Raw genomic sequence first — 14963 nt, 5'->3', positions numbered from 1 at the left:
TATGTGTATTGTTATCCATCTGTATAGGCTACATCTGGCTACCCTAAGATCGTTATGGCAAAATCGAAGAAAAGCGCCAATCCCATCAATTTAAACGATCCACAATATTATCTTAACCGAGAGTTAAGCTGGTTAGAATTTAATAGCAGGGTGTTACATGAAGCCTGTGACGATCGCACCCCCCTTCTCGAACGCCTGAAGTTTTTGGCAATCTTTAACTCTAATTTGGATGAGTTTTTCATGGTGCGCGTTGCTGCTTTAAAGCAACAAGTAGAGGCAAAAGTCAGCCTGTTAACTCCCGATGGTCGGACACCACAACAACAGCTAGATGATATTAGGTCTACCCTGATTCCTCATGTAAAAAAACAGCATCAACATTTTGAGCAAGTACTTCGTCCCCTACTTATAAATCAAGGCATCCATATCCTGGATTACATAGATTTGAATCAGAAACAGCGGACTCATCTCAACAGTTATTTTGAGGAACAAGTCTTTCCAGTTTTGACTCCCTTGGCTGTTGATCCTAGTCATCCCTTTCCTTTTATTTCCAATCTCAGTCTGAATCTGGCTGTTGTGGTCAAAAACCCAGACACCGAAGAAGAATTCTTTGCCAGAGTTAAAGTCCCCAGTGTTCTACCACGATTTTTACCAATACCGCCTGAATTGGGAGATCAGAACAACGAAAAACCTGCCCACTGGACTGGAGTGCCTTTAGAACAAGCGATCGCTCATAACTTGGAATCTCTATTTCCAGGGATGAATATTCAAGAATATCATCCGTTCCGCATTACCCGTGATGCCGATTTGGTATTAGAAGAAGATGAAGCAGATGATTTGTTGTTAGCGATCGAACAGGAATTGCGAAAACGGCGGCTAGGTGGGAGTCCAGTCCGGCTAGAAATTCAGTCCCAAACTCCTGAAATAGTGCGATCGCGATTATTGCATGATTTGGAATTAACAGAAAGTGATCTTTACGAAGTAGACGGTCTTTTGGGCCTGCGAGATTTGATGTATTTTATGGCATTACCACTGCCGGAACTCAAAGATCCACCACGTCAATCTGTTGTACCATTACGCCTGCAAAGGCTGAGGGAACCGAGTTTAAACCCAGATGCATTGGAGACGGACGAAGGAAAAGACTTTTTTGCTGTGATTCGGGAAAAGGATTTGCTAGTACACCATCCCTATCAATCCTTTACGACTACAGTGGTGCGCTTTATTACCCATGCTGCCTATGATCCGAATGTGTTAGCCATCAAGATGACTCTTTACCGGACTTCTGGCGACTCGCCCATCGTCAACGCCTTAATCGCCGCTGCCGAAAATGGCAAGCAAGTATCCGTGCTGGTGGAATTAAAGGCACGGTTTGATGAGGAGAATAATATTTACTGGGCAAAACGACTAGAAAGAGTTGGAGTTCATGTTGTCTATGGTCTAGTGGGACTAAAAACCCACAGTAAAACCGTCATGGTAGTGCGACGGGAAAAAGACCGGATACGTCGCTACGTGCATATTGGCACAGGTAACTATAACCAGAAAACGGCACGGCTGTATACAGATTTGGGATTGTTTAGTTGTCGTGAGGAATTGGCTGCTGACATCACAGATTTATTTAATTTCTTGACAGGATACTCCCTGCAAAAGTCTTATCGAGAGTTGCTGGTTGCGCCTGTGAATATGCGCGATCGCTTTTTGGCACTAATTCACCGCGAAATCGAAAATGTTCAAAATGGATTTTCTGGACGCATTGTTGCCAAAATGAATGCCTTAGTCGATCCGCAAATCATCGCCACTTTATATGAAGCTTCCCGCGCCGGAGTGCAAATCGACTTAATTATCAGGGGTGTTTGCTGTTTGCGCCCAGGACTCAAAGACATTAGTGAAAACATTCGCATAATCAGCATTGTCGGTCGCTTTTTAGAACATTCTCGGATTTTTTATTTTCATAACAATACACAAGAGGAAATCTATATTGGCAGTGCCGACTGGATGCGCCGCAACTTAGATCGCCGAGTGGAAGTAATTACCCCAGTGAAAGACCCTGATATTGCAAAAGATTTGCAAGAAATCATGGGAATTATGCTCGCAGATAATCGCCAAGCTTGGGAATTACAAGCTGATGGCACTTACATTCAACGCCGTCCCTATGATGATTCTCCAGAAGCTAATTCACAAAAAATTCTCATGAATATGGCATTACGCTCAACTGGTGTAGCCTCAACCTGATTGATTAAAAAATCAGTTACTTCTACCTTGACAACTAACTCAGCTTAGTTTTTTTTTAGAAAACTTTAATTTTTTGAGAAGTTATCTAAGTTGTTTGTCACGGGTTCACACAAGTTATTCAACCATAAGATAGAGTAAGTGCTGGCACTTATTCTCATAAACTGGAGACATTATTTTAAATAAAATTGTCTTTTTTCTAAATGTTAATGTTATCTTGTGAGCTTTCTACCTTGCGTGTTCTAGTAGTTGATGACCACGAACTGACTCGTTTAACCTTACAATTAGTTTTTTCTTGTCAGGAAAATATTCAAGTAGTAGGTTTAGCTAGTAATGGTGAAGAAGCTATAGAAATGGTTAAACGTTGCCATCCAGACGTAATTGTTCTAGATTTACAGATGCCAGTCATGGATGGCTGGAGTGCGTCTAGTCGCATTAAAGCTATATCTCCGAACACCCAGATCCTTGCTTACTCCTCAGTGGAAGACGTAAATTTTCAGGGGACAAAGGCAATGTCTAGCTTTGATGACGTTTGCAAGAAAGATGTACCTACAAGTGAACTTATTGCCTTAGTTAAGCAGTTGGGTCAGCGTGCAGGAGATGGTTCAGTTGCAGGATAAATGATACAGGTATGTTGCTTTGCCAACTTCAGCTTAGTTCAATTCTGGGGATTTGAGGAAATAATCCTACTCAGGAGCGTCGGTATAGCCTGAAGTTGACGGTTAGACCGACGCAGTTCTTGATAATTTCTACTCTACCGGAATGGTGCGTCTAAATTCATCAATTAATTCATCCAGTTCTTCCAAAGCCTGATTTACGTCAACTCTTAAAGTTCCCAGGTTAGGTTGCTCTAGTAGGCTTAACAGGTACTCGCGTTTGCTTTGAACTACGATAATTCGTTCTTTTATAGTCTGTACATCCATTATTTTTTCCTATCTTTAACTACCTTTAAATTTAAAGTTAACTCAAAATCCAACATTCTGGGGCACTATCCGCCCTTAGTAATTCTACTACACTAACTTTCACTCCCTTAAAAACTCTCCGTGTCTGCTGTACCCCTACTCAAAAGCCAGCTAGCAAGAGCGTCTCTGATCGGAGAAACCAAGCCAGAAGCTCTTGACTTCTCTTTGTGTCAGTCTTAATCTGGCAATTTTGAGTTGGTTGAATATTACCACCTGGGGACGATGTTCTTTCCTAATTTGTTACTCATAGCCGATGATAATAAAACTGAGGTATTCAGACTTTATACTAATTTAAGCTCATGCTACGCCAAATCTCTTTGGGAACACTCGGTTTAACTATCGGTGGCATATTAACCATCATTGGCTTCGTCGCCTATGCTGGTAATAATGCCACACTCAATCTTGTTGGATTTTTTTACGGGATTCCTCTGTTGTTAGGAGGGCTAGCGCTGAAAGCTAATGAACTTAAGCCAGTACCATTTAGCCAAACTACATCACCGTCAGCATTGATACTGCGCCAGCAGCAAGCAACTGATACTCAAAATAAAATTCGCAAAGACATCACCCGATATTGCTATGGTCAAGATTCTCATCTAGATACAACACTTTCTTTTCTGGGTTTGAGTCCCACAGACCAGGAAAGACCAACAGTCACAGGGTTGCGAGAAACAGAAGTTAATGGCAACTATGCCCTAATTTTGGAATTTGATTCTCCGCTAATACCAATTGATGTGTGGCAAAAAAAGCAGGAAAAAATGACCAACTATTTTGGCCCTGGATTGGAGATTCAAATAACGCAGCCATCTGAAAATACAATTGAGTTAGCGCTGATCAATACTAAAAAAGAGTCACTAGTCAGTAGTCAATAGTTAAGAACAAAAATTATCCTTACCCAAACGCCATACCTTTATGGCTTGTCGTTACCCACATTTATGTAACAGTCAAAGTGCTGTGCTAATTGACATCCCACCCATAACTTAAATTCTGGACTAATAGCTTCTATTTACTAAGCGTGAACTTCAATTTTCACTTTCACAAAGGATGTCCATATAGATCGCTTAAAATATTGTATTTAGTCCTTTTGAGAGGAATGCAAGCTATTAGCCTCAGAATTTATTTCAAGGCGGGATAACAACGAAATGGAAGATTTATTTGATATTGGTAATGACAAGGTTTTTAAGTATAGGGTTTCTCCCCTGCTTCCTCTGTTCGTGCAGTGTCTCCGTTAGGAGAAGTTCTAATGCCTACGGTGGTTACTGAGCAGCTGGTGAGCGCATTTGTACTGAACTTGTTCTGAGCGACGCCGTAAAGCCTGCGGCATAGCTACGCCCTAAGCGCCAGTCTCTCCTTGGCGCAGCCTCTAGTAGACAAGAGTTGTAGCGAAGCCGAGGTAAGCCCAAGTAGTTGAACCATGCCGTACCCCTACGGGGATCTTGCTAGCAAGAGCGTCTCCAAGAGTTGTGCGGCCTACACCAACGGATAACGCAACGTTAGGAAGTCATTGAGCATTGGAAGCTACTTCTTCGTTAACTTCTTTTCTGCTAAACAACTGACCAAAAAGTTACTTTTCTAAACGAACTGCATACCACTGTAAATATTGCCCAGGACCAATATCTAATTCGCAGCTGGTATCGAGTAAATATTGTGCTTGAGCTTCCACAGAATCAAACTTTTGCAAGTCAGGCGGCAAATCTTGAATTATGAGTTGTTGGAGAGTTGTTTTGAGCTTTTCTAATAACTCTGATTGTGTCAGAAATTGTTCGGGCTGATTTGTTTCTAGAACAACAAAATGATCCTGCTGATACATTAATGAGTCTGGCATTTTAAAGATTTAGTAAACGTAAATAAGTTTTGATTTCTTATAAAAACATCTAGTTGTTTGTATCGTCAAAAATATGGCGGTTTTATCTGCTGTCTGTAAACAAATTATCGGGTTTAGTTGTTAAAGATATTAATTTTTATTTAGTATATATATTTAATATAACCTTAGTAACTAAATTGCTGTCTTTCCGAAGAAACAAACTATTTTTTAATATAACTAGATATACTGAATCGAATTCAAGAAGAATTTTTACTTAAGTTATTCACTCAGAATGACTTGAGAATTAAGCTGAATGCAAAGCTTAACTTAATCTTATGTAATTATACTAAACCTCTGCAAGCCTTGTGAATAGACTAAATAAATTTAAGCCAGGTGATATTAGTCTTTAGTATTAGCTATCTTCTGAGCACGCTTTGGCAATTGCTTTGCCTTGTCTCACCAAGTTTATAAACTAACTACAGAACTCAATAATTAAGGTGTGCATTTGCAATTTTCAAAAAAATTGCAATTTGACTTTAAGAATGGGGAAATATAAAAGTAACATTTCCTTCCATAACCATAGCCGAACAAAAAGGTAACAATTGCCTTCATGTTCCAATTATAGATTGTCTATGCAACTTAGTTATCTACCGCTTGCTTGGCTCACTAATATTGAACAGTCTAGTGTCAAAAAACAGTTGATTGTGAAGCCCGACACACCTTTGCCGCAAATCCTGGCATTGATGAAAAGAGCGATCGCCGCCATGCGATCGAGTTGCACAGCCTTTTTCAGGATAGTCCTGCAAGTGGAAGGTAACTCATGTCAGGCATAAGCCCATTTTCTAATTCTAAGCAGCAATCACAGCAACCACCCCTGATTTTAGTGGCTGATGATGACAAGAGTGTTCGAGTATTCTTGCGTAAAGCTATGGAAAAAGAAGGTTATCGAGTGGTCGAGGTCAATGATGGTAAGCAATGTTTAGATGCTTACGAGACTATCAAACCAGATATAGTTTTGCTAGACGCTGTAATGCCTGTAATGGATGGCTTTACCTGCTGTAAGCACTTGTTCCAAATTGCCAAAAATAAATTAAAATCAGCCGTTGAAACCTTTGATACTGACTCAACCCTTAACAATACTGTGATCTCCAAGATATGGGAGCGCACTCCCATATTAATGATCACATGCTTGGACGATGAAGAATCCGTAAACCTTGCTTTTGACGCAGGGGCAACTGATTATGTCACTAAACCAATTCACTGGCCTGTATTGCGCCAGCGGTTGCGCCGACTGCTAAAGGAAGCGCAAATTTACAAACAATTAGAGGCGGCAAACCAAGCTTTGCAGCACCTTGCCAATGTAGATGGCTTAACTGAGTTGGCTAATCGTCGCCGCTTTGACGATTATCTCAATACTCAGTGGATTAATCTCGTACAAAAGGAATCTCCCCTGTCAATGATTTTGTGTGATATCGACTTTTTTAAATTTTATAACGATAGATATGGCCATCCTGCTGGGGATATCTGTTTACAAAAGGTGGGTGCTGTCTTAAGCCTTAAGGTACAAAAACATCAGGATTTAGTAGCGCGTTATGGTGGCGAAGAATTTGCTGTGATTATGCCATACACCCCTGCATCTGGCGCAGTTCACATTGCCGAAGTGATCCAAGCTGGAATTAAAGATTTGCAAATTGTTCATGACGGGTCTGTAGTGAGTCAGTATGTCACCCTGAGTATGGGCGTGGCGACTGTTGTCCCTACTTGGGAATCATCACCTTTAGATTTGATTGTGTGGGCAGATAAAGCACTCTACGAAGCTAAGGCAGGGGGGCGCGATCGCTTTGTCTCAACTTCTTAGTTCTGCTTTGACCAATGCCCAATACAACTTTTGGAGAGGCTGGCGCTTAGGGCGCAGCTATGCCGCAGGCTTTACGGCTTACCTCGACTTCTCTACGTTCGCGCAGCGTGTCGCAGACAGACGCTCTTGCTAGCAAGATCCCCGTAGGGGTATGCTCGGTACAAGTCGCTCAGTACAAGTGCCCAATCCCTAAGAAGGATAAACTGGCAGTGTGAAGTGGAACCATGCTCCATTATTCGGGGCAGAGTCTACCCAAATTTGACCATAATGTGCGAGGATGATGCGTTGGCATAAACAAAGACCAATGCCATAACCTTCTGTACCTTCATCCCGTTGCAGGCGGAAGTGGTTTTCAAAGATGCGATCGCGATTCTCTACAGGAATACCAGGTCCAGTATCGCCAATACTGAACTGAACTTTTTGGGTAGTACGGTGCAATCCGGCAACACTGATCTTGCCACCTTCTGGGGTGTATTTGATGGCATTATCCAACAAATTTACTAGCACTTGGCGGATGCGTTCTGGGTCAGCATATACATATGGCAAGTCATAGGGAATATCTGTTTCTACCTCTTGGCATTTGGCGGTGTAGCGATCGCACAATTCTTCTAATACATCTAAACACAGTTTCCCTAACTGTACCTTTTGTGGTATGATAGGAAACTCTGTATCTTTCCCACGACCTACCTGCAAAAGGTCGGCAATCATCCGATCAATGATCTTAGTTTGATTACGGGCTTGTTTTAATAAATGTACCGTCATCGATGGTTTGAGGCGCTGAAATTCCCCTTTCTCTAAATTGTAATTAGATTGGAGAGTTTCTATGGCGATCGCGACAGCAGTTAAGGGATTGCGAAGATCGTGTGCCAGCATAGCAATCACCCGGTCTTTAAACTGTAGCTGCTCTTGGAGGTTATCTTTTTCCTGTTTCAAGCGAAAAATTTCGTCTGAGAGTCGGATTAGTTCAGCAGAAACAGCAACTGAATGGATAGTGGATTTGGGTAATGTCGCCCTAGCTTTGTCCTCTATACGTTCTTGCAAGTCATCCTGTAATTTTAAGTAAGCGTCTACAGCGGCTTGCCAGCGAGGCCACCAGTTTTTCAATTGTGCTATTATATTACTCCCAGCTAAAATCTGTCGTGGTTCCGGATGGATTTTGATTAAAGCTGGCGTTGCGATCAATTTAAAGTGTTCTGCTAAGTAAGGTTGTTGTCCAATATCGATAATTTGAACTTCAAAAGTATACTCAGCCTGCAATTCTTTTAAGTAAGCACGTATTCGCTGCACCTGTTGTCGGGACTTTGGGCGTTCATCGACAAATAGTAACAGTTGGAGTGGAGCCTCAGAATAAATAGGCTGATCCTGGGAGACTTGCATGTAATCGTGTTTCAGCACTGGTAACAACCTGGCGACGTTTTACAGAAAGTAAAATTGACTGACGGTTGTCGATAATCGTTGTTTTTTCTTCATTCATACTCCGATTAGATCTGCGTTTTTGACATCAGACATATTTTTTTCAGCCTTTTGCCCCTTTTTGGCTAACTTCACCTCCAAGAAACACCTTTGCCCTTGAATAATATAAGTCTTAATTTGCCCTGAATCAAAAATATTCGCCAGAACCAGCAGGTAGAAAGGTTTAATACTATGTCAAATTGGCTAGTTGAGCAGCATGTCAATTTGATTACTCGCCTTGAACTAGTGATCACTGTACCAAACGCAGATGCTAATTGTATCTAATCTATCAGGAAGCTGTTAACTGTTCAGACCAAGTTTGTAGAGGGTTTTCTCAACCGCCAGTGCATCCGATGAAGTGTCTTTTTTGCCTCTACCCAATCATTAGTAGGATTAGGAAACAGCTATAGCTGACTATGTACTGCCTCTATAACTTGCAAAGCGCAGCCTGTGCCCAGCCTTTCCTAAAAGAACCCCTGCTCTATCCCAGAAGAACAGGAGATGGATTGCCCAAGAGAAAGCAATGGAAAACATAGAGGCGATGCCTACGGCGGTAAACTACGCACTTTTGGAGTCAGCATTCACTGCTTTCGAGGCTGCCAAGAAACTCGTGGCTACAGTACAAGTAGCACTTTCCCTAGAAAATCAATTTATAGATATTAGGGAAACTGCTGCGACACTTGACTGCTTTGCCTATGACCCCAGTCGCCAAGAACCACAAACTTAGGCCGCTAAGTTCCTGGAATTGCTTAACATTGGCATTTTCCACCTATTACCTTATTCAGCTTACCATCGTCAGATGAATAATCTCCAGAATCGATTGTAAGCGAACGTTAGCAAACTTAATCTATTTCCTTGCTTGGGTGAGGCTAAAGGGGGCTTTAGTCTTAGTCTATCACTTCAGTTGCTTGGTGTAGGCTTTGCCCGCCGTAGGCATCGCATTACAACTACTGCATCTGGAAGGAGATTAAAGCTTTTGCTAGCTATGCTGTTCTTTGGCAAGTTCTCAATCAGTTATCCACTCTGTTTAACTGAATATTTCCACAACTATTTAAAAAATTGATTCTCAATCTAATGCTTTGATAAGGCAACAATTTCAGCGCTCAAATCAAGGACTAAAGTCCCGACTACGAACTGATTCACCCATCCAACTTGGTGTGGTGAACTACTAACTATGAGGAGCAAAATTATAAAACTCTTATCTAGCAAGTATTTCAGGTTTATTTCTGTTTTTTTTTCCAAAATGTTAGTTTGCCAGAATTTTAGGGAACTCTATAAATAAGCATGGGAATTATCAAAACCTAATGGCTGTAAAACAAAGACAATACGGTAGCTTTTGCTACCGTTTACTCATTTTTAGAGATAGGGCTTAGTTGACATTTAAATAAACAAACCTATAGCAGTCCTAAATCATTTGTAAAAATAAATTAACCGCAGAGGCGCAGAGGAGGGCAGTTGCATGGGCGGGTTTCCCGACTTGAGCAAACTGCCTGTAGCGCAGAGAGAGGAATCGGAGATTTTTACGACTTAGGATTGCTATAGCAGATATCATCATCACCAACAGAGATATTTACCAAGAGGACGTGGTGAGTTGGTAGTGTCTTTTGGTGATATGAAGAGGCACAGAAGTAGAGGAAATGGGGTTTTTTCAATATTCCAGTCCCCAATGCCCCATACCCATTTAATGAACAGTCTGCGCTAGGGTAGGAATTGAAACTCAATTTGTGATTTCCTGTGCTTCCCTGTAAACGTCCAGCTGTATTTCTAATTTGGGCTGTTCTACTGACTTCGTTAACAGCCTGTGCTAACAGTCCAGTCGCCAAAAACCTTGAGCAATCTTTGGCGGCAGATCCTAAGCTGCAAAGCAATCCAGTTGTCTTTGGAGAATCTCAGGGTAACCAACCACAAGCACAGCAAAACGAATCAACAGTTCAGTTACCATCTGATTTTCCCAAAGATATCCCACTATATTCCAATGCCAAACTACAGGAAGTTACACCTGCTAACGGCTCAGAAAACAGAGTCTCAACTCGTTGGTTAAGTTCTGATCCCAGTAACTTTATTGCTAGCTTTTATAGCAGCCAGTTTCAAACAAATAACTGGCAGATTTTGCAACAGCCAACAGATAATGCAGCAGATGTCTTTGAAGCACGTCGTAACGATTTGCTATTGAAGGTTTCCATTCAGCCTAAATCAGTTACTAACGCCACACCTAATCAACCCCAAACAGCCACTGAATTACTGATTGAGTACGTACCGAATAGTACCGCTACAGCACAGCCTACCCCAACTACAAATCTTAACGAAACTACTAACGCCATTCCCCAACCAGGAGAGCCACAGTTCATTGGGCCGATACCACCTGCAAACTTGGCAGTACAGCCACCAAGTACGGCTAACAACCAAACAACTCCTACAGCCACACCCGAATCTCAGGAATTCAACGATCTCAATCAGATACCGCAAGAATGGCGGCAACACATCCAAGACTTGGCTGCATTAGGTGTTTTATCCATAGAGCCAAAGGCAACTAAGAGCAACTCTACTACCACAACTAACCAGTTTGAACCCGGTAAAATCGTTACACATCGGGAATACGCCCGTTGGTTAATTGCTGCTAACAATGCTATGTATCCCAGCAATCCAGCTAAACAAATTCGCTTGGCATCAGAAAGTACTCAACCAGCTTTTAGTGATGTGCCCGCAAAAGACCCTGATTTTCCAGCAATTCAGGGATTAGCCGAGGCTGGATTGATTCCCAGTCCTTTGTCTGGAGATTCTACAGTAGTTTTGTTTCGTCCTGATGCACCTCTAACTCGGGAACAGTTGCTGCTGTGGAAATTACCCCTAGATACTCGCCAAGCTTTACCCTCTGCTAACTTAGATGCGGTCAAACAAACCTGGGGTTTCCAAGACGCAGCGCGAATTGACCCTAAGGCTTTAAGAGCTGTGTTGGTTGATTACCAAAATAGCGAACAATCGAATATTCGGCGGGTATTTGGTTATACAACTCTGTTTCAACCCAAAAAACCAGTAACTCGGGCTGAGGCTGCTACAGTTTTGTGGTATTTCGGCAATCAGGGTGAGGGTGTATCGGCTGCTGAGGCTTTGAAATTAAAGCGAAGTTAAAGCGATGTCTACGAAGGGTTAGGCAATTCTCTTGCGGTTAGTTGATAGCCAGCCTGCATAAAAGTGGGCAATTCCATCTCTAGGATGAAAACTTTGCTATTTCTTTTTAATACACCTATCTTTATCAAGAAAATGTAAATCTAAGTATTTACAGCGTTTTTACCTGTGTATGATAAATTTTTAAGGCATAGTTAGGTGTAATAACGCAAATTAACTCATTAAATATGCCTAGTTTTAAAATAACTGAAGAAAACATTAGTTGTCATATTGCCTCTTGATTACTTTTAAACAGACTAAAAAATACCACAGGTAAAATAAATATGAAAAAACAAGCTGTAGCGGCAGGATTTGTTCTATTTTCTTTCATGTTGCCAACCAAAGCCTCTGCTGCGAGTTTTGATCAACTTTATGTATTTGGCGATAGTCTTTCCGATACAGGCAATATATACAATCTTACTGGGAAAGGATACCCTCAAAGCCCACCTTACTTTGAAGGACGTTTTTCTGATGGGCCGAACTGGGTAGATTATTTTGGAGATCAGCTAGGATTAAAGCCTACTTTATTCACTACTATTCCTTCCACACCTCCTACCCAAGGAATAAACTTCGCTATCGGTGGTGCTAGCTCTGGTTTAGGTAATGCTGTCCTTCCCGATTCAAATTTACCGGGAGTGCTCAAACAAGTCCTTGATTTTACTGGAACTTTGAAAGCAAATAATCAAACTGCTAATCCAGATGCACTTTATACATTATGGGGAGGTGCGAATGATTTCCTTTTTCCTAACCCCAAAGACTCGACCAAGCCAATCAGTAATATATCTCTGGCGTTGAATACTCTCATAGGAGCCGGCGCAAAAAATATTTTAGTGTTTAACTTGCCAGATTTGGGACAGCTACCAGCAGCTAAAACCAATGGTCGCAACCCTACAACCCTTAGCAAATCGAGTAGCGAGTTTGACTTGGGTTTAGCAAACACTGTGAGCGCTTTGAACCAAAACCCGAATCTCAACATCGTCTCTGTTGATATTTATTCTTTATTTAATCAGGCAAGTGCATTGGGTTTTACGAATGTAACCGAGTCTTGTCTATCTAGACCAGATATATGTGACCCAGGAAACAACAAGTTTCTTATCTGGGACGGTGTCCACCCAACCACCGCTGCTCATAAGGTGATAGCAGACACTGCACTGGCTGCGATTGAGGCTAAGTCTGTACCTGAACCCTCAATAAACTTAGGAATTTTAGCGCTCGGTGCTTTTGGTGCGGTAGGAGTGCTGAAGCGTCAACAAAAAAGGTCAGCACTTGTACCAGCAGGTCGGGTTGTTGATGCACAATTGTCCCATAATAATAGTTGAAAATTAAACTAACTGTATTGATGTGGGATTACGATCGCTTATTTGAAATTATTGAAGAATTGGTCATGCACCATTCTCCTAGTGGTGCAGAAGCTGAGATTAACCAGTTGTTGATGCAACGATTTGCGGCGCTGGATGTAGAAGTCTGGTGCGATCGCGCCGATAATATTATTGCGAAGATTCCAGGAAAAAATCCAGACCGAGCGATCGCTATCACGGCACATAAAGATGAAATTGGCGCAATTGTCAAGAGTATTGGTGATGAAGGTCGTGTCAAAGTCAGCAAACTTGGCGGTTCTTTCCCGTGGGTTTACGGCGAAGGCGTTGTAGATTTACTGGGAGATAACGAAACTATCAACGGTATTCTCAGCTTTGGTTCCCGCCACGTTTCCCACGAATCACCCCAAAAAGTCCAGCAGGAAGATACTACTGTTAAGTGGGAAAATGCCTGGATCGAAACCAAGCTGACATCTGCTGAATTAGAAGCAGCTGGTATTCGGCCTGGAACTAAAATGGTGATTGGCAAACATCGCAAGCGTCCAATTCGGTTAAAGGATCATATTGCTGGTTACACTTTGGATAACAAAGCTTCTGTTGCGATTTTGCTAGCTTTGGCTGAAAATCTCAAACAGCCAGTAGTCGATGTTTATTTAGTAGCGTCGGCGAAAGAAGAAGTGGGAGCAATTGGGGCGCTATTTTTCACCCAAAACCAGCGTTTGGATGCCTTGATTGCTTTAGAAATTTGTCCCTTATCTGAGGAATATCCGATTAAAGATGGCGAAAGTCCTGTACTTTTATCTCAAGATGCCTATGGAATATATGATGAGGGGCTAAATGGACAACTGCGCCAATCTGCCAAGCAACTTGATATACTAGTGCAGCTAACGATACTGAGTCAGTTTGGTAGTGATGCTTCAATTGCGATGAAATTTGGTCATGTTGGGCGTGCTGCTTGTTTGGCATTTCCTACACAAAATACCCACGGTTATGAAATTGCTCATTTAGGAGCGATCGCAAATTGTATCGATTTGTTAAAAGCTTTCTGCGAAACTGAGTTTGAGTGATAGTTTGAGGCTTTGATTGGAAGGAGCGATCGGATATCAACCCAAAATAGCTAACATGACCAAATTCGTAGTGTGTCATATTCTGCATTATCAGGGTTATCCCAGATTTTAAGCAGAACTGGTTCAGAAAGTTTTGCTGCTGCAAAGGTAAGGCTATGGTCTGTATTTTGCTTCTTCAGAGAATCAATAAAATCTTCAACTAGCAAAACTTGTTCGGGAGATAGCTTTTGAATTTTTTCAAGTAGCCTTTGCTCTGAAATACTATCAGCCTGCATTATTTAGATTCTCCTTGCTGGTTAGCAATTATTTGTAACTATTTTGCCTTTATTAGTTGTACCATGCGTTGATTATAGTTTTTAGTTCTCTCTCTATCCACGAAGGCGATCGTAAATTGTATTGATTTGTTAAAAGCTTTCTGGGAAACTGAGTTTGAGGCTTTGACTCGAACGAGCGATCGCATTTCAACCCAAAATAACCAGAAAAAAGTTTTGCAAAGTCTGAAGGTCTGGCTCCTCAAGAGTCATATTTAGGCGTGTTTTTAATGATTTTTACACCAATTTGGCTAAATGCTTAATTTATGTCAAACTTTAGTATTGAGCAATACTTTTATCAAAGCCGATGATGGGATTTGAACCCACGGCCTGCTGATTACGAATCAGCTGCTCTACCACTGAGCCACATCGGCGTACACAATCTAAGAGTTTAACATGATTTAATCATGGCAGATCAAAATTCTAAAAATCGCCTTAACTCTGAACAATATGCCAGCCTCAAAGCAGAAATAGCCGCTCCTTATCGCGGCTTACGACAATTTATCTACATCGCTTTCGGTGCTTCTGGCTCGATTGGCGCATTTGTCTTTTTTTTCCAAGTGCTTGCCGGACGGGATGTTGAGAGTGCTTTGCCTAGTTTAGCTCTCCAAGTCGGAATCATTGCCCTAATGGTCTTCCTCTGGCGCTGGGAACAGCGTCGGCAACAACGCCCTCAATCGGGTAAAAATCCTAATTCCTGAAGGGAGAAATTTTAGCTGTTAATTTTTATTGTTTTCGTTTTATATATCTTAGGACTAGCCCTTTCAAGGTGTGTTATTTTTCAGTTTTTTCTGGTTTAGAATCTTAA

At 41.6% G+C, this 14963-nt stretch carries 14 protein-coding genes and 1 tRNA gene; 10 read left to right on the top strand and 5 right to left on the bottom strand.

Annotation, left to right across the window (positions count from 1 at the left end):
- The first annotated feature begins 54 nt into the window (after window positions 1-54).
- Both ppk1 and Q0541_RS01660 read left to right on the top strand, forming a co-directional pair.
- Window positions 55-2226 carry a polyphosphate kinase 1 gene (gene ppk1 / locus Q0541_RS01665; RefSeq protein ID WP_298904630.1) on the top strand — a complete coding sequence of 724 codons (2172 nt, stop codon included), beginning with the start codon at window positions 55-57 and terminating at the stop codon, window positions 2224-2226.
- 200 nt (window positions 2227-2426) lie between these two features.
- On the top strand, window positions 2427-2843 hold the full coding sequence (locus tag Q0541_RS01660; RefSeq protein ID WP_298904628.1) for a response regulator transcription factor: 417 nt from the start codon (window positions 2427-2429) through the stop codon (window positions 2841-2843).
- A gap of 129 nt (window positions 2844-2972) precedes the next feature.
- On the opposite strand, the gene Q0541_RS01655 is transcribed toward Q0541_RS01660, so the two are convergent.
- Window positions 2973-3146, bottom strand: a complete 174-nt coding sequence (locus Q0541_RS01655) for a hypothetical protein (RefSeq protein WP_298904625.1) — start codon at window positions 3144-3146, stop codon at window positions 2973-2975.
- A gap of 338 nt (window positions 3147-3484) precedes the next feature.
- Here Q0541_RS01655 and Q0541_RS01650 point away from each other — a divergent pair, with 338 nt between their 5' ends.
- Entirely contained in the window at window positions 3485-4054 is a 570-nt protein-coding gene (locus Q0541_RS01650; protein ID WP_298904623.1) for a DUF2854 domain-containing protein, read from the top strand.
- A 692-nt stretch (window positions 4055-4746) separates the two neighbouring features.
- Here Q0541_RS01650 and Q0541_RS01645 read toward each other — a convergent pair.
- Window positions 4747-5007 (bottom strand): chlororespiratory reduction protein 7, encoded by a 261-nt coding sequence (locus Q0541_RS01645; protein ID WP_273766728.1) that lies wholly within the window; start codon window positions 5005-5007, stop codon window positions 4747-4749.
- A 611-nt stretch (window positions 5008-5618) separates the two neighbouring features.
- Here Q0541_RS01645 and Q0541_RS01640 point away from each other — a divergent pair.
- Window positions 5619-5819: a hypothetical protein gene (locus Q0541_RS01640; RefSeq protein WP_298904615.1), complete on the top strand. Its 201-nt coding sequence runs from the start codon at window positions 5619-5621 to the stop codon at window positions 5817-5819.
- Entirely contained in the window at window positions 5807-6844 is a 1038-nt protein-coding gene (locus tag Q0541_RS01635) for a PleD family two-component system response regulator (protein ID WP_298904611.1), read from the top strand. Before Q0541_RS01640 ends, Q0541_RS01635 begins: the two co-directional genes overlap by 13 nt.
- 189 nt (window positions 6845-7033) lie before the next feature.
- Here Q0541_RS01635 and Q0541_RS01630 read toward each other — a convergent pair whose 3' ends face one another.
- Window positions 7034-8239: a histidine kinase gene (locus Q0541_RS01630; protein ID WP_298904608.1), complete on the bottom strand. Its 1206-nt coding sequence runs from the start codon at window positions 8237-8239 to the stop codon at window positions 7034-7036.
- A gap of 580 nt (window positions 8240-8819) precedes the next feature.
- On the opposite strand from Q0541_RS01630, the gene Q0541_RS01625 reads away from it, so the two are divergent.
- From Q0541_RS01625 to Q0541_RS01610, 4 genes are all read left to right on the top strand, one after another.
- Entirely contained in the window at window positions 8820-9023 is a 204-nt protein-coding gene (locus Q0541_RS01625) for a hypothetical protein (RefSeq protein ID WP_298904604.1), read from the top strand.
- A 1007-nt stretch (window positions 9024-10030) separates the two neighbouring features.
- Window positions 10031-11425, top strand: coding sequence for an S-layer homology domain-containing protein (locus Q0541_RS01620; protein ID WP_298904601.1), 1395 nt, complete (start codon window positions 10031-10033; stop codon window positions 11423-11425).
- Window positions 11426-11745: 320 nt separating this feature from the next.
- Complete coding sequence (locus tag Q0541_RS01615) at window positions 11746-12780, top strand: SGNH/GDSL hydrolase family protein (RefSeq protein ID WP_298904598.1); 1035 nt, start codon at window positions 11746-11748, stop codon at window positions 12778-12780.
- Window positions 12781-12800: 20 nt separating this feature from the next.
- Entirely contained in the window at window positions 12801-13844 is a 1044-nt protein-coding gene (locus tag Q0541_RS01610; RefSeq protein WP_298904986.1) for a M42 family peptidase, read from the top strand.
- 50 nt (window positions 13845-13894) lie between these two features.
- On the opposite strand, the gene Q0541_RS01605 is transcribed toward Q0541_RS01610, so the two are convergent.
- Together Q0541_RS01605 and Q0541_RS01600 are read right to left on the bottom strand one after the other, a co-directional pair.
- Window positions 13895-14119: a toxin-antitoxin system, antitoxin component, Xre family protein gene (locus tag Q0541_RS01605; RefSeq protein WP_298904595.1), complete on the bottom strand. Its 225-nt coding sequence runs from the start codon at window positions 14117-14119 to the stop codon at window positions 13895-13897.
- Window positions 14120-14457: 338 nt separating this feature from the next.
- Window positions 14458-14529 (bottom strand) — tRNA-Thr (locus Q0541_RS01600).
- A 33-nt stretch (window positions 14530-14562) separates the two neighbouring features.
- On the opposite strand from Q0541_RS01600, the gene Q0541_RS01595 reads away from it, so the two are divergent.
- A complete protein-coding gene (locus Q0541_RS01595; RefSeq protein ID WP_298904592.1) occupies window positions 14563-14856 on the top strand; it encodes a DUF3493 domain-containing protein in 294 nt (97 codons plus the stop codon).
- Window positions 14857-14963: the final 107 nt, after the last annotated feature.

The sequence above is a fragment of the uncultured Nostoc sp. genome (assembly GCF_937863485.1).
Taxonomy (GTDB): Bacteria; Cyanobacteriota; Cyanobacteriia; order Cyanobacteriales; family Nostocaceae; genus Nostoc.
This window is presented reverse-complemented; position numbering and strand designations above follow the sequence as displayed.